At 73.5% G+C, this 15362-nt stretch carries 15 protein-coding genes and 1 pseudogene; 14 read left to right on the forward strand and 2 right to left on the reverse strand.

Features of this window, described 5'->3' with window-relative positions:
- Positions 1-98: 98 nt before the first annotated feature.
- The 8 genes from ACZ7MF_RS34695 to ACZ7MF_RS34730 all read left to right on the forward strand — a co-directional run bounded on the left by ACZ7MF_RS34695 (position 99) and on the right by ACZ7MF_RS34730 (position 8481).
- The gene (locus ACZ7MF_RS34695; RefSeq protein ID WP_471482166.1) at positions 99-584 is read left to right on the forward strand and encodes a MarR family transcriptional regulator; all 486 of its coding nucleotides are present in this window, start codon (positions 99-101) and stop codon (positions 582-584) included.
- A 136-nt stretch (positions 585-720) separates the two neighbouring features.
- Positions 721-1752, forward strand: a complete 1032-nt coding sequence (gene glnII, locus ACZ7MF_RS34700; protein ID WP_471482167.1) for a glutamine synthetase — start codon at positions 721-723, stop codon at positions 1750-1752.
- A gap of 56 nt (positions 1753-1808) precedes the next feature.
- Entirely contained in the window at positions 1809-2738 is a 930-nt protein-coding gene (locus tag ACZ7MF_RS34705) for a DUF6891 domain-containing protein (RefSeq protein WP_471482168.1), read from the forward strand.
- Between the two features lie 340 nt (positions 2739-3078).
- Entirely contained in the window at positions 3079-3687 is a 609-nt protein-coding gene (locus tag ACZ7MF_RS34710; RefSeq protein ID WP_471482169.1) for a winged helix-turn-helix domain-containing protein, read from the forward strand.
- 80 nt (positions 3688-3767) lie between these two features.
- The gene (locus ACZ7MF_RS34715) at positions 3768-4835 is read left to right on the forward strand and encodes an SDR family oxidoreductase (RefSeq protein WP_471482170.1); all 1068 of its coding nucleotides are present in this window, start codon (positions 3768-3770) and stop codon (positions 4833-4835) included.
- Between the two features lie 53 nt (positions 4836-4888).
- Positions 4889-6166, forward strand: coding sequence for a sensor histidine kinase (locus tag ACZ7MF_RS34720; RefSeq protein ID WP_471482171.1), 1278 nt, complete (start codon positions 4889-4891; stop codon positions 6164-6166).
- The gene (locus tag ACZ7MF_RS34725; protein ID WP_356865955.1) at positions 6151-6804 is read left to right on the forward strand and encodes a response regulator transcription factor; all 654 of its coding nucleotides are present in this window, start codon (positions 6151-6153) and stop codon (positions 6802-6804) included. Before ACZ7MF_RS34720 ends, ACZ7MF_RS34725 begins: the two co-directional genes overlap by 16 nt.
- 159 nt (positions 6805-6963) lie before the next feature.
- Positions 6964-8481 (forward strand): DUF1996 domain-containing protein, encoded by a 1518-nt coding sequence (locus ACZ7MF_RS34730; protein WP_471482172.1) that lies wholly within the window; start codon positions 6964-6966, stop codon positions 8479-8481.
- A gap of 76 nt (positions 8482-8557) precedes the next feature.
- On the opposite strand, the gene ACZ7MF_RS34735 is transcribed toward ACZ7MF_RS34730, so the two are convergent.
- Complete coding sequence (locus ACZ7MF_RS34735) at positions 8558-9004, reverse strand: hypothetical protein (RefSeq protein ID WP_109031736.1); 447 nt, start codon at positions 9002-9004, stop codon at positions 8558-8560.
- 134 nt (positions 9005-9138) lie between these two features.
- Here ACZ7MF_RS34735 and ACZ7MF_RS34740 point away from each other — a divergent pair, with 134 nt between their 5' ends.
- The 6 genes and pseudogenes from ACZ7MF_RS34740 to ACZ7MF_RS34765 all read left to right on the forward strand — a co-directional run bounded on the left by ACZ7MF_RS34740 (position 9139) and on the right by ACZ7MF_RS34765 (position 14931).
- Positions 9139-9648 (forward strand): tetratricopeptide repeat protein, encoded by a 510-nt coding sequence (locus ACZ7MF_RS34740; RefSeq protein ID WP_471482173.1) that lies wholly within the window; start codon positions 9139-9141, stop codon positions 9646-9648.
- 64 nt (positions 9649-9712) lie between these two features.
- A complete protein-coding gene (locus ACZ7MF_RS34745) occupies positions 9713-11644 on the forward strand; it encodes a hypothetical protein (protein ID WP_471482174.1) in 1932 nt (643 codons plus the stop codon).
- A gap of 130 nt (positions 11645-11774) precedes the next feature.
- A complete protein-coding gene (locus ACZ7MF_RS34750; protein ID WP_471482175.1) occupies positions 11775-12665 on the forward strand; it encodes a metal-dependent hydrolase in 891 nt (296 codons plus the stop codon).
- A pseudogene (locus ACZ7MF_RS34755) lies at positions 12662-13729 on the forward strand (PDR/VanB family oxidoreductase). Before ACZ7MF_RS34750 ends, ACZ7MF_RS34755 begins: the two are co-directional and overlap by 4 nt.
- A gap of 66 nt (positions 13730-13795) precedes the next feature.
- Positions 13796-14488, forward strand: coding sequence for a TetR/AcrR family transcriptional regulator (locus ACZ7MF_RS34760; protein WP_471482176.1), 693 nt, complete (start codon positions 13796-13798; stop codon positions 14486-14488).
- Positions 14485-14931, forward strand: coding sequence for a hypothetical protein (locus ACZ7MF_RS34765; protein WP_471482177.1), 447 nt, complete (start codon positions 14485-14487; stop codon positions 14929-14931). Before ACZ7MF_RS34760 ends, ACZ7MF_RS34765 begins: the two co-directional genes overlap by 4 nt.
- 18 nt (positions 14932-14949) lie before the next feature.
- On the opposite strand, the gene ACZ7MF_RS34770 is transcribed toward ACZ7MF_RS34765, so the two are convergent.
- The gene (locus ACZ7MF_RS34770; RefSeq protein ID WP_471482178.1) at positions 14950-15309 is read right to left on the reverse strand and encodes a 5-carboxymethyl-2-hydroxymuconate Delta-isomerase; all 360 of its coding nucleotides are present in this window, start codon (positions 15307-15309) and stop codon (positions 14950-14952) included.
- Between the last annotated feature and the right edge of the window lie 53 nt (positions 15310-15362).

Raw genomic sequence — 15362 nt, forward strand, 5'->3', positions numbered from 1 at the left:
GTGCCCCCTGTTTCGCTTGCTCCCTGTTCCTGCCCTTCCGGTATTCTCTCGCTGAACGAGATACTTGTCGAGCGAGGCGATGACGGAGGACGGCCCCCATGACCGACCAGAGAGTGCCGGAGCCGGAGCTGGAGATCGTCCATCTCCTGCGCGCGGTCACCGTCGAACTGGGCGCGCACAGCGCGCGGTTCGCGCAGCGCAACGGCATGCACCCCACCGACGTCCGCGCACTCATCGCGCTCATGGACGCCGCCCGGGCGGGCGAGGCGATGACCGCCGGGCGCCTGGGCGCCGCCCTCGGGCTGAACTCCGCGGGCACCACGTCGCTGGTCGACCGGCTGGAGCGGGCCGGTCACGTGCGCCGGGTGCGCGACGAACGGGACCGGCGCAGGGTCACCGTCGAGGTGGACGAGCGGGCCGTCGCACTGGGCTGGTCCCACTTCGGACCGCTGATCGGGCGGGCGGTGGAGCTGCTGCGCGGATACGACGAGCGGGAACTGGCGGCGATCAGGGGCTTCCTGACCGGTGTGCGGGAGGCGGCCGGACACGACGGGCGTGAGCCGCACCACAACGAGCCCGGGTAACACGGGGTTCACATACGGGCAACGGCCGGGAAATCGCCCGTTGGCACGCTGCACGGCAGTAGACGCGGCACCCCTGCCGCACCAGCGCCGCCGCACCCGCACGTGCGCCGAGACCCACCCCGAAGGATGTGGCCCCGTGACCTTCAAGGCCGAGTACATCTGGATCGACGGCACCGAGCCGACGGCCAAGCTCCGTTCCAAGACGAAGATCATCACGGACGCCCCCGCCGGTCTGGACGCCCTGCCGATCTGGGGCTTCGACGGCTCCTCCACCAACCAGGCCGAGGGCAGCTCCTCGGACTGCGTGCTCAAGCCGGTCTTCTCCTGCCCCGACCCGATCCGCGGCGGCGACGACATCCTGGTGCTGTGCGAGGTCCTGGACACGGACATGACGCCGCACCCGAGCAACACCCGCGCCGCGCTGGCCGAGCTGTCCGAGCGCTTCGCCGCGCAGGAGCCGGTCTTCGGCATCGAGCAGGAGTACACCTTCTTCAAGGGCGCCCGCCCGCTCGGCTTCCCCGAGGGCGGCTTCCCGGCCGCACAGGGCGGCTACTACTGCGGGGTCGGCTCGGACGAGATCTTCGGCCGCGACGTCGTCGAGGCGCACCTGGAGAACTGCCTGACGGCCGGACTCGGCATCTCCGGCATCAACGCCGAGGTCATGCCGGGACAGTGGGAGTTCCAGGTCGGCCCGCTGGCCCCGCTGGAGGTCTCCGACCAGCTGTGGGTGGCCCGCTGGCTGCTCTACCGCACCGCCGAGGACTTCGAGGTCTCCGCCACCCTCGACCCCAAGCCGGTCAAGGGCGACTGGAACGGCGCGGGCGCGCACACCAACTTCTCCACCAAGGCGATGCGCGAGGGTTACGACGCGATCATCACCGCCGCCGAGTCGCTCGGTGAGGGCTCCAAGCCGATGGACCACGTCAAGAACTACGGCGCCGGCATCGACGACCGCCTCACCGGCCTGCACGAGACCGCCCCGTGGAACGAGTACTCCTACGGCGTCTCCGACCGCGGCGCCTCGGTGCGCATCCCGTGGCAGGTCGAGAAGGACGGCAAGGGCTACATCGAGGACCGCCGCCCCAACGCCAACGTCGACCCGTACGTCGTGACCCGCCTCCTCGTCGACACCTGCTGCACGGCACTGGAGAAGGCCGGCCAGGTCTGACCCCGGGCCACCGCGGCCCCGGCCGCGTTGTCAGTGGCGCGTGCGAGGGTGGGGTCATGGAGAACGACGGGGACCTCGCCATCAGGGTCGAGACGGAGAACTGGCAGACGCACCCCCGGATCCGGGCGGTCCAGCTGCGGGAGCTGGTGACGCGCATCGGCCATCCGGGCGACCGCTTCCTGGTGGTCCAGCGGATACCGGACGTCCCCGACGTCTTCGCGCAGGTCTGGCACGAGGACGGCGGGGAGTACCGGCTGGAGCACCGGGCCGCCGCGGACGCGTTCTTCGGTACCGGCCTCGACGACCCGCACCGCGTGGCCGACCTCCTGACCGGCTGGGCACGCCAGGAGCCCGGCTGGGACGCGGACGTCGCCTGGGAGCCGATCCCCGTCCCGCCGCCGGACGAGGTCCCGGACCTGCCGGACGAGGTCCGCGAGCAGGTCGAGCGGCGGGTGCGCGAGCAGCTCCGCTGCGGCTACGACACCCGCAGGACGCTCTCCGAGATCGCGCAGGACTACCTCGTCGGCGGCGAGTACGGCGAACGGCCGGTGTCCCCCGCCCAGGCCCGGCGGCTGGTGGACCGGCTGTGGCTGGAGCGGCTGGCCGAGCAGAACGCCTGGGGCGAGGGGCCCACCGACCCGGACCGTCTCACCCGGGTCTTCGAGGCCCTGGACGCGGCCGGTGTCACGGCCCGGGAGAATTTCGCCTGCTGCCGGGGCTGCGGCACCGCCGAGATGGGCGCGGAGCGCGAGGGCGCCCGGGGCTTCGTCTTCTTCCACCGGCAGAGCACCGAGGCCGCCGCCGAGGGACACGGGCTCATGCTGCACTACGGCGGTTTCGACGGCTCCGAGGAGACGACCACGGCCGTCGGACACGAGGTCGTGGCGGCCTTCGCCGGGTCCGGGCTGTCCACGGAGTGGAACGGCGATCCGGGCCGGGCCATCACCGTGTCCCCGCTGAACTGGCGCAAACGGCTGGTGGGATGACCGCTCGGGCAGCCGGTTCCGGCCGGTCGGCGTCCACGCACTGAGAGGAGTCTCCTCTCCCCCGCCGCCGTCTGCTTCAATGGGCCCATGGCCAGCTTCCGGAAGTACGCAGCGACGGGTCGCCACGACCTCGAGCCCTTCTGGCCTTCCCGTCAGCACGACGACTTCGACCGGGTGTGTTGCCGCGCGACGATCGCGCCGGCCCGCTAGAGAGCCACACCCCCAGGCCTTCCGCGCCTGCCGCCGGTGCGCACGACGTACGTCCCGCGACGCGCCCGACCACGAACTCGCGCCCGTCGCCCCTCCCGACGAACCTCTCGCGCGAAAGAGCTGACGTCTCATGGCGACCCCCCGTTCCCTCTCCACCGTCACCCTCGACTCCTCCACCGACCCCCGCACCGCGGGCCCCACCGCCTCCGCCCTCCCGGGCGGGGGTGCTTCCCGGCACCGGCTGCGCGCCGTGGACCGGGACGAGGTGGTGGACGTCTCGGACCTGCTGCCGCCGGGCGCCACCTGGCTGCCCGCGCCCCCGCACACGCTGCCCGCGCTGCCCGGCCGGCCGCCGATGGTCGGCTACCTGGTGCTCGTCCCCGCCGACCAGCAGCCGCCGTTCCACCCCCTGGGCGCGGCCGGATCCTCGCACGCGGACGGCGTGGACCCGCTCGTCCGGATCGACCCCGTACGACGCACCGCCGCCGTGGACGGGCGCGAACTGGACCTGACCTACCTGGAGTTCGAACTCCTCGCGCACCTCGTCGCGCACCCGCACCGGGTGCACACCCGCGACCAGCTGGTCACCACGGTCTGGGGCTACGGCCACGTGGGCGACGGCCGCACCGTCGACGTGCACGTGGCCCGGCTGCGCCGGAAGCTCGGCGCGCAGCACCGGCAGACGATCCAGACCGTGCGGCGCGTCGGCTACAAGTACACGCCGCCCACCGGGCACTGAGCCCGGACCCCGCCCCACCGCCCGTCTGCCCACGGCAGAGCGGCGTTCCCTCCGGCCGCCGCACCCGGCACAGTGACGGCATGAGGCTACTGGTGCTGGGCGGTACGGAGTTCGTGGGGCGGGCCGTGGTCGAGGCGGCGCTCGGCCGTGGCTGGGAGGTGACCGTCCTGCACCGCGGACGGCACGCCCCGCCCCCCGGAGCGCGGGCGCTGCACGGCGACCGCATCGCGCCCGACGGGCTCGCCGCCCTGGCCGAGGGCACGTGGGACGCCGTCGTGGACACCTGGTCGGCGGCGCCCCGCGCGGTGCGGGACGCGGCGCGGCTGCTGCGGGGCCGCGCCGGACGGTACGTGTACGTGTCGAGCTGCTCGGTGTACGCCTGGGCCCCGCCCGCCGGGTACACCGAGGACGCCCCGCTCGTCGAGGGCGCCTCGGCGGACGCCGGGCAGAGCGACTACGCCCGGGACAAGCGGGGCGCCGAGCTGGCCGTCCTGGACGCCTTCGGCGCGGACCGCTCGGTGCTGGTACGGGCCGGTCTGATCCTCGGCCCGTACGAGAACATCGGCCGGCTGCCGTGGTGGCTGAACCGCACGGCCCGCGGCGGCCCGGTCCTCGCACCCGGCCCGCGGGACCTGCCCCTGCAGTACGTCGACGTCCGGGACCTCGCCGCCTGGGTGCTCGGCGCGGTGGAGCGGGAGCTGAGCGGGCCGTACAACCTGGCCTCCCCGCCGGGGCACACCACCATGGGTGACCTGCTCGACGCCTGCGCCAAGGTCACCGGCGGCGCGGCCCGGCTGCGCTGGACCGCCCCCGAGACCGTCCTCGCCGCCGGTGTCGAGCCGTGGGGGCAGCTGCCGGTGTGGACACCCCCGGGCAGCGACCTGCACGACGCCCTGCAGAGCGCGGACGTCTCCCGGGCCCTGGCGACCGGCCTGGCCTGCCGCCCGGCCGCCGACACCGTGGCCGACACCTGGGCCTGGCTGCGGGACCTCGGCGGCCCGGCACCGCGTCGCCCGGACCGGCCCCCGGTCGGCCTGGACCCGGAGACGGAGGCGAAGGTCCTCGCCACCGACGCCACCGTCGCCACCGACGCCGCCGCCGACGACGGGCCCGGCGGGGGCGGAGGTGTATCTGACACCACCCCCTGATCGGGGTGCCCGGCCCCGTGACCCGCCCCGGTCGCCTCGGCGAGACTGATGCCATGAGCATCGAGACGAAGAGCAGCACACAGGGGCCACGGACACGGGAGCGGGCGCGGAACGTCGCGCTGTCGGGCGCACGGGGACTGGCCCTCATGTTCATCTCCCTGCCCGGCGCGGTGGTCTGCTTCTGCTTCGCCCTCGTCTCCATCGCCCTGATCCCGATCGGCGTCGGCATCGTCACGACGCCGTGGGTGCTTGCGGGGGTACGGGCGTTCGCGGACCGGCGGCGGCTGCTCGCCGCCGAGTGGGGCGGGGTGCGGATCCCGCGGGCGTACCGGCCGCTGCCCGAGGACGCCAATCCGTGGGCCCGCACCTTCGGGATGCTCCGTGACCCGGCGACCTGGCGGGACATCCGGTGGCTGCCGGTCGACATGACCGCGGGCTTCGTCACCGCGCTGGTCGCCTTCGCCCTGCCGCTCTACCCGCTGGAGGGCTTCGCCATCGCGGCCGGGCTGTGGCGGGTGCTGCCCGACGGGTACTGGTACGGCTTCGTCAAGGTCACCGACCAGACCTCCGCCTTCTACGCCGCCGGGCTGGGCGCCGTCCTCCTCGTCGCCGCCCTCTGGCTCACCCCGCTGCTGCTGCGCGCCCACTTCCGGCTCACCGGTGCGGTGCTCGGCTCCGGCCAGGGCGAACTGGCGGAGCGGGTGCGGGTGCTGACCGAGACCCGGCGCGACGCCGTCGACACCTCCGCCGCCGAACTGCGCCGCATCGAACGGGACCTGCACGACGGGGCGCAGGCCCGGCTGGTCGCCATGGGCATGGACCTGGGCACCATCGAGGCGCTGCTGGAGAAGGACCCGGAGAAAGCCAGGCAACTGCTCGCACAGGCCCGGCGGTCCTCCGCCGACGCCCTGACCGAGCTGCGCGAACTGGTGCGCGGCATCCACCCGCCGGTGCTCGCCGAACGCGGTCTGGGCGACGCGGTACGGGCCCTGGCCCTGCGCCTGCCCGTCCCCGTCGAGGTGGAGGTGGACCTGCCCGGCCGCGCCGAGGCACCCGTGGAGTCGGCCGCGTACTTCGCGGTCAGCGAGATCCTCACCAACGCCGTGAAGCACTCCGGCGCCGACCGGATCTGGATCGACCTGCACTACGCGGAGGGGCGGCTGCGCCTCTCCGTCACCGACAATGGCAAGGGCGGTGCGTCGATCGGAGCGGGCTCCGGCCTGGCCGGGGTGGAGCGCCGACTCGGTACATTCGACGGCGTCCTGGCCGTCAGCTCGCCCGCGGGCGGCCCCACCATGGTCACCATGGAGATCCCTTGCGCGTTGTCCTAGCCGAAGACCTGTTCCTGCTGCGCGACGGACTGGTCCGGCTCCTCGAGGCCCACGACTTCGAGATCGCCGCGGCCGTCGAGACCGGCCCCGAGCTGACCCGGGCCCTGGCCGAACTGCAGCCGGACGTCGCGGTGGTCGACGTCCGGCTGCCGCCCACGCTCACCGACGAGGGCCTGCAGTGCGCGCTCCAGGCCCGCCGCGACCGGCCCGGGCTGCCGGTGCTGGTCCTCTCCCAGCACGTGGAGCAGCTGTACGCGCGCGAGTTGCTGGCCGACGGGAGCGGCGGGGTGGGCTACCTGCTCAAGGACCGGGTGTTCGACGCGGAGCAGTTCATCGACGCCGTACGGCGGGTGGCGTCGGGCGGTACGGCGATGGACCCGCAGGTCATCCAGCAGCTGCTCAGCCGGCGTGCGGCGGAGGACCGGCCGTTGGAGCGGCTGACGCCGCGCGAGCTGGAGGTGCTGGAGCTGATGGCGCAGGGCCGGACCAACGCGGCGATCGCCGGCAAGCTCGTCGTCACGGAGCGGGCGATCGCGAAGCACACGGCGAACATCTTCGCGAAACTGAGCCTGGAGGTCTCCGACGACGACAACCGCCGTGTCCTAGCGGTTCTGGCGTATCTGGACCGCGGCCGCTGACCCTGTGACGCGTCCCCGGGGCCCCAGGGGCCCCAGCAATTCCCGAGACGGGTGAACACCTCCGGAGCGGCTTCCGTATGGATGGGAGCCGCTTCACTCCTGTCGGGCGCCCTCGATGCCCCGCAAGCGATGCCCCCGCAAGGAAGTTTGAGGAGTTCCATGGGACGCAACACAAGAAAACGCCGTACGCCGCTGGCCACCAAGATCGTTGCCGGGGCGGCGGCCCTGGCGGTCGGCGGGGGCGGGCTGGTCTGGGCCAACTTCTACGCTTCGGCGCACGAGGATCACGGGGGTCACAACCGGACCAGGTCGGCCGGCGCGCAGGTCGCGACGATCGACTGCCCCGACGTCGGCCAGCAGATCCGTGACGTGCCGGACCGGGCGCGCGGAGAGGTGGACGGCGAACTGGCCACGATGGACAGCCAGATCACCAACGCCTACCAGCGCCTCGCCACCACCCGGCGGGCACAGGCGGGTGACTCGCAGTTCGTCCAGAACACCATTCTCGGCCCGCTCAAGGACCGGCGGAAGGCGATCATCGACCGGATCCAGCTGGAGATCAACCGGGCCGGCGGCAAGGCCGACGACAACCTGGACGAGCTGGCGGGATGCCAGGGTCGTCCCGCGGACCAGCAGAACGGCGGCGGCCAGAACGGCGGCGGCCAGGACGACGGCCAGAACGACGGCGGTCAGGACGACGGTGGCCAGGACCAGGGCGGCGACGACGGCAACGACGACAACGGCAACGGTGTCGCGGGTCCGGTCGCCGAGGACTTCGTCGACATCAACGACGTCCAGCCGAACACCCGCAACAGCCGCAACGGCCTGGCCGCCGACGGTGACGGCGGCTCCACCGGCACCTTCACCACCGACTGCGGCGTCAACGAGAACAACCTGTTCAACAGCGACAACCTGATCGCCGCCCCGGGCGTCGACAACGGCGCGCACCACACGCACGACTACGTGGGCAACCAGGACAACGACGCCTTCTCCAGCGACGAGGATCTCGCCAACGCGGACACCTCGTGCCAGAACCAGGGCGACAAGTCCACCTACTACTGGCCGGTGCTGCGCCTCCAGGACGGTACGCAGGAGTTCGACGCGAACGACCAGGGCGGTGGCGCCGAGGGCAACATCGGCAAGATCCTCAAGCCGGCCGAGGCGCAGATCAAGTTCGTCGGCAGCCGGCAGGGCGACGTGGTCGCGATGCCGAAGTTCCTGCGCGTCATCACCGGTGACGCCAAGTCCTTCACCAACGGCGACGCCAACGCCAACACCTCGTGGAGCTGCTCCGGCTTCGAGGACCGTCAGGTGACGGACAAGTACCCGCTGTGCCCCGAGGGCAGCCAGGTGCTGCGCACGGTCAACTTCCAGAGCTGCTGGGACGGCCAGAACATCGACAGCGCCAACCACCGGGACCACATGGCGTTCGTCCAGGAGGACGGCAGCTGCGCGAACGGCTTCCAGGCCGTGCCCCAGCTGCAGATCCGCCTCGCGTACGACATTCCCACCCCGACCGTCGAGAACGGCCAGGTGCAGAACCCGTACGCCGTGGACAGCTTCCCTGAGCAGCTGCACAAGCCGATCACGGATCACAACGACTTCATCAACGTCATGGACGAGGACCTGATGAACGAGGTGGTCGACTGCATCAACCGGGGCGAGGACTGCCAGTAGCGGTACCGGCCCGCGCGCAAGGAGGGGGCCGGTGACGGATTTCCGTCACCGGCCCCCTTCGCGCGTCCGCGTCCGGTCAGCCGGAATGCCCGGCGTGCTCGCCGTGCCCGGCCGAGTGTCCGGCGCCGCCGCCCCCGTGCTGGACGCCCTGTTCCAGGGTCCCGCCGAGCGTGCCGCGCAGGTCGGCCACCACGTCCTCGTGGCCGACGGCGACCCATTTGCGGCCGACGAGGTAGAAGCCGCCGTAGTCCTTGGCCGTGTTGATCCACTCGCGCTGGCCGCGGTCGGTGGAGAAGGTGGCCAGGACGTACTTCCCGTCGCCCTTCCCGCACAGGGCCTGGCGGATGGTGTCGGCGTCGGTCTGCATGTTCGGGGTGCACTCGGCCTCGGCGGCCAGGTGTTCCAGGCTGCCGGTCGCCGTCGCGGGCACGGTGTCCGCGCCGTCCCCGTCGGCGCCGCAGCCCGTCAGCGCCAGGACCGCCGCCAGGGCGGCCGGCGCGAGCATCGGTCGGGTCAGCCTCATGTGTTCCTCCGGTCCGCTGTGGCGACATGCCGCACGGAGCCCCGGCGAGGGGCCCCGTCATCGATACGGGCGCGGGGCGCGAAGTACTCAGGAGTCCGGGTGCCGTTGTGCGGACGCCGTGCGAGAGTGGGCCCGTGGACCAGGACTGGGAAGAGCGTGTGACGGCCGCCTGGGCGGCGTTCGACGACTACGCCGAGGAGGACGCCGCCGACTTCCGGGCGGTCGTCGACGCCCTCGCCGACGAGTTGCCCGCGGACAGCCCCCTCGGCCTGTTCGAGCGGGCCTGCGCCTGGGACTCGACGGGCCACTCCGACCGCGCGGTGCCGCTGTACCGCGAGGCGCTGGAGCGCGGGCTCGGCGAGGTCAGCGCCTACAAGGGGCGCCGGGCGAAGATCCAGCTCTCCAGCTCGCTGCGGAACACCGGGCACCCGGAGGAGGGCGTGAAGCTGCTCTCTCCGGAACTGGTCGCCCCGTCGGACGAGTTGGACGACGCCGTGCGGGCCGCGCTCGCGCTCTGCCTGTCGAGCATGGGCCGCGACCGGGAGGGCCTGTCCCTGGTGCTCGGCGCGCTGGCGCCCCATCTGCCGCGCTACCAGCGGTCGATGGCCACCTACGCGCAGCTCCTGGTGGAGCCGGCGGAGTAGCCCGCCCCCGCCCGGGGCGGCGGTCCTACGGTGACCATCGCCCCGTTCGCTCGTTCTGCTGAACGTGCAGCCACAGGATGTCGCCCCGCGCCCCGCACCGTCCTCCGCCTCCTCGGCCGACCCGGTCGTCGACGTCGAGCAGGCCGAGGCCGCGCTCGTCGAGCACTATCCGCGCCTGGCGCGGCTGGCCTATCTGGTGCTGCCGCCGGGTCTCGGCCGGGGCCGCCGCGTCCTGTCCGCGCACGCCCTCACCCAGCGTGCCCTGCCCCGGAACCGGACCACGACCCCGGTGATTCCGGCCCAGTCCACCGGCCGCGAGGTCGACCCCGGGTACGCGCTGGTCCGGCTGCGGGTGGTGCGTACGGCGCTGGAGGCGGGGCTCCCGCTGCGGCGGCGGGCGTGGCCCCGGCGGTCGCAGTTGCCGCCGCTGCTGCCCCACGTCAGGGGCCTCAAGCTCTTCCCGCGCTCGGGCGGCGCGGACGAACTCGCCCTGGACCAGCGGCTGTCCGCGCTGTCCGGACCGGGCCGGGCGGCGTACGTGCTGCGCGGTCTCGAGCGGCTGCCCGACGACGCGGTGCGGCAGGTGCTGCGGGCCGCCGGGGTCGCCGACGCGGACGCCGCGCTGCGCGAGGCCGACGGGGTGCCGGGACAGTACGGGCTGCTCGGCTCGCCCGAGTTCGACCCCTGCTCGTTGCAGGCCCGGCCGACCGATCTGCTGCGTCGGCGGCAGCACACGAAGGCCGCGCTGGTCGCCGCGGCGGCGCTGGTGGTGTGCGGGGCGCTCCTCGGCCTGCCCGGGGAGGGCTGGGGTCCGGACGGTGCCGCCGCGCCGCCGTACGCGCAGAACCCGGCGGCCGAGGCCGCGCTCGATCCTGGCAGGCTGACGAAGGCCGCGCCGGCCGCGTGGGAGACGTCCGCGCGCACGGACTTCTCGGTGTGGCCGGCCCGGGGTGGCCTCACCGGCGACGAGGAGCTGCTGCGCCGTGCCCTGGCCGTCTGGGCGCGGCCCGGCGAGAGCGTGGGGGTGTCCGCGACGCCGGGGACGGCGACCGGCGGTCCGGCCGGTCCGCCGCAGCTGCTGTACGCGGGGGAGGTCGACACCGCGCGGGTGGTGATCCTGCACGACGGTCTGCGCCTGGTCCGGTACGCCGAGCCGAAGGACGGTTCCGCCGGTGCCGCCCTGGACTTCGCACGGACCGACGGCGCGGGCCGGGCCGCGGCGACCGCGGTGGTGCTGGGGCGCGCCGACGGCAACGTCCGCTATCTGACGGCACCCTGGGTGACGAAGGCGGCGGCGCGCGATCTCGTCGAGCCGGACTCCGGTGCCAGGGAGCTGACGCTGACCGACGGCGTGACGGCCCCGCTGGCCAGCCCGGTGCAGCAGCAGTCCGGGGCCTGCACGTCGTGGAACGCGCTGGAGCTGACCGACGGTTCGGACACCCGGGTGGTGACCGACCTGGGCGAGCTGGTGCCGGCCCGGCTCACCACCGGGCGCCCCGGTGCGGGGAAGGACGCCTCGGGGGCGAAGGCGCTGGACGCCTGGGCGCCGTACGCGTGCTCGCTGGGCGCGGTGCGCGGGCAGGGGGTGCGGTCGGTGAACGCCTGGGAGTTCGCGTCGCAGCCGCTGCCCGACGGGACGGGCTCCGGCGCGTGGGTGTGCACCCGCGCCGAGACCTGGCGCGGCGAAGGGGCCCGGGTGCTGGCGCAGTTCCGGACGCCGGGCGGTGTGCAGGGCGCGGTGGCGGCGAAGGCACAGGACGTGCCGGCGTGCGGCGAGCGTGATCCGCAGGTGCTGGCCGGGGTGCTGTGGAAGTCGGAGGGCGGGCACTGGTACCTGCTCGCGGCGGGCGGCCCCGACACCGAGTCGATCGAGGCGACGGGCGGCATCAGCGATTCCGCCGACGGCAACCTGCTGACCGCGAAGGCCGAGCAGGGCGCGCGGGCCGAGCTGAAGGGCACGCTGGACGGCGGACGGACGATCGGCGGCCTGCGCTAGCCGAGCCCGAGCCCAGCCGACGCCTGCCCAGCCGACACTTGCCCAGCTGATACCTGCCTAGCTGACACTGGCGTCAACAAGTACCTGCAGGAGGGTTCCGCCGGACCGTACCCGTCAGTACATTGACGCCATGTCTAACAAGCATGCCCCGCTCAAGGCGCGGAAGGTGTCCTTCGCCTGGGAGGACACCCCGCTGCACTGGGTGCCGGGGGACCCGTTCACGACCCACACCATCAACGTGCTGCACCTGCTGCTGCCCGCCGGGGAGCGGTGGTTCGTGCACGTCTACAAGCAGGTGCTGCCCCATATACGGGACGAGCGGCTGCGCGAGGACGTCATCGGGTTCATCGGGCAGGAGGCGATGCACTCCCAGGCCCACGACGAGGTGCTGCCGCACCTGCGGGACCAGGGGCTCGACCCGACGCCGTACACCGCGCAGGTCGACTGGCTCTTCGAGAAGCTGCTCGGCGACCGCACCCTGCCGCCGGGCCGCCCGCGCCGCTGGTGGCTGATGGAGCGGGTGGCGCTGATCGCGGCCATCGAGCACTACACGGCCTTCCTCGGCGACTGGGTGCTGAACGCCGAGGCGCTCGACCGGCGGGGCGCCGATCCGACCATGCTGGACCTGCTGCGCTGGCACGGCGCCGAGGAGGTCGAGCACCGGTCCGTGGCCTTCGACCTCTTCGTGCACGTGGACGGGGACTACGCGCGGCGGGTGCGGACCTGGGCGACCGCGTTCACGGCGCTGGTGTTCCTGTGGCAACGCGGGACCAGGTTCTTCATGGCGAACGACCCGACGCTCGTCGACGGCAGGGCCACCTTCCGGGACTTCCACCGGCGCGGCCGGCAGGGCCTGCTGCCGTCCACCGGCGCGATCACCCGTTCCATACCCGGCTATCTGAGCCGCGCCTACCACCCGTCCAAGGAGTGCTCCACCGAGCAGGCCGTCGCCTACCTCGCCACCTCCCCCGCCGCCGTGGCCGCCTCGGCCGCCGAGAAGCCCCAGGAGGGTGCCGCATGAGGCCGCGTCCGAAGCCGGTGTCGGCTCTGCTGCTCGCGGCCGGTGCCGCGCTCGTCGTCCGCCGGGCGCTGCGGCGCCGCGTCCAGGGCTCGCCGCTGTGGCCGCTGCCCGCGCTGGATCCGCCGGTCTCCGGGCGGCCCCGTTCCCGCGCGCTGACGCTGCTGGTGACCGCGCACGAGCGGCTGGCCGACGGAGTGGTGCGGCTGCGGCTGGAGGGGACCGGCCTGCCGCGCTGGGAGCCGGGCGCCCACCTGGACCTGGTGCTGCCCTCGGGCCTCGTACGGTAGTACTCGCTGTGCGGCGATCCGGAGGACACCTCGTCGTACACCGTGGCCGCCCGGCTGGTCGAGGACGGGCGGGGCGGCTCGCGCGAGGTGCACGAGCAGGTGCAGGAGGGCACCGAGCTGGAGGTGCGCGGACCGCGCAACCGCTTCCCGCTGGTCGGGGCGCCCGCCTACGCGTTCGTCGCCGGGGGCATCGGCATCACGCCCGTGCTGCCGATGCTGCGGGCCCTGCCGGAGAGCGCCGACTGGCGGCTGCTGTACGGCGGGCGGACGCGGGCGTCGATGCCGTTCCTGGAGGAGATCGAGAAGCTGGACCCGGACGGCGGGAGGGTCACCGTCGTCGCCGAGGACGAGGACGGGCGGCCCGGTCTCGACGCGTTCCTGGCGGAGCTCCCCGAGGGTGCGGCCGTGTACTGCTGCGGCCCGGAGGGCCTGATGGCGGCCGTGGAGGAACGCGTCCCGGCGGGCGCCGCACTGCACCTGGAGCGGTTCGCGCCGCGTACGACGGCCGACGGCGACACGGAGTTCGAGGTCGAGCTGCGCCGCAGCGGGCGGACGCTGACCGTGCCCGGCGACTCCTCGGTGCTGGCCGCCGTGCGCACCGAGCTGCCGAACGCCCCGTACTCCTGCGAGCAGGGCTGGTGCGGGACCTGCCAACAGAAGGTGCTGGAGGGCGAGATCGACCACCGGGACGAGTTGCTGACCGACTCTGAACGCGGCGACTCGATGCTCATCTGCGTGTCCCGGTGCCTCGGCACCCGGCTCGTGCTCGACATGTGAACGCCGATGAATGCCGATGCCCGGTCCGGCCCGTTCGGGGCCGGATTCGATCGGTAAGGTGTTCGTATGACTACCGGGGTGCGCCGCAGAATGGGCGTCGAGGAGCGGCGGCAGCAGTTGATCGGCGTCGCGCTCGATCTGTTCAGCCGTCGCTCGCCCGACGAGGTCTCCATCGACGAGATAGCGTCGGCGGCGGGCATCTCGCGCCCGCTGGTCTACCACTACTTCCCCGGCAAACTCAGCCTGTACGAGGCCGCGTTGCAGCGCGCCGCGGACGATCTGGCGGCCCGGTTCGTGGAGCCGCACCAGGGCCCGCTGGGCGCGCGGCTGCTGCGCGTGATGGGCCGCTACTTCGACTTCGTCGACGAGCACGGCCCGGGTTTCTCGGCCCTGATGCGCGGCGGCCCGGCCGTGGGCTCCTCCACGACCAACGCGCTGGTGGACTCGGTACGGCAGGCCGCGTATGTCCAGATCCTTTCGCACCTGGACGTCACCGAACCGCCCGCACGGCTGGAACTGGTCGTCCGCTCCTGGATCTCGCTCGCCGAGTCGACCGCGCTGCTCTGGCTGGACGGGCGCCGCATCCCGCGCGCCGAGCTGGAGGCGCAGCTCGTGCACGACTTCGCCGCGCTGCTGGCGGTGAGCGCCGCCTACGACGAGGAGATGGGCGCCCTGCTGCGCCGCGTCCTCGCGGACGAGCCGGCCGACGGCCCCTTCGGGGACCTGGTGCAGCGGCTGCTCGCGCTGACGGCCCGGTGAGCGCCGTGCCGACGTGGGGGCTGGTCGTGGAGACGACCATGGGCACCGGGGAGCGCAAGCACACGGAGGCCCAGGTGGTGGCGCACGTGTCCGGGTCCCACGAGGAGGCGCTCGCCGAGCTGGAGCGGCGGGCGCGGAGTTACTCCCCCACCCACCCCCTCAGCCCCCGGCGGCGTCGCCTGCTGCGGGTCGGTGACGGGTTCCTGCTCGTCGTGGACGGGGCCTGGCAGTCGTTCGTGACCCGGTTCACGGTGGCGGAGCTGCTGACGGACTCCGCGGCGCCGCAGGCACCCGGGCCCGAGCCGGAGCCCGAGGCCGGAGCGGCCCCGGAGCCGGTGGCCGAGGCGGCCCCACCCGCCCCCGCCCCCGCGCGGGAGACCGAGCTGGACGCGGACGGGGTGCCGGTGCGGCCGGCCTGGCTGGGCCGCCGCGACCTGTCCTGAGGCCCGGCGCCCGTCCGGCTACTCGGTCTCGAACTTCCGGTACGACGGGTCCAGGTCGCGGACCTCGGCGGAGGCGTGCAGGGCGAGGCCGTCGCCCGGCTTGGCGTACTGCCGCAGCAGTTCCAGGACGGCCTCGGTCAGCCGCACCTTGGTCTCGTCGGTGCGGCCCGCGAGCAGCCCGAGCGTGACGTGCACGACGGCGTGCCCCTCGGCGTCGGGGCCGACCACGGTGTCCTCGGTGCGGCGGAACTGCGTCTTGCAGGCCGGCGGCCGGGCGGCCGCGATCTCGACGACGGCCTCGTGCAGGGCCCGCGCGAAGGCGGGCCGGTCGAAGTCGCCGGCGAGCCGGTCGGAGTAGTCGACGGTGATCTGCGGCATGAGCCCTCCCGTTGGCGTGGACAGCAGGGCTCACCCTAACCGCAGACCTCCTG

The organism is Streptomyces sp. NPDC111628, from assembly GCF_055635195.1.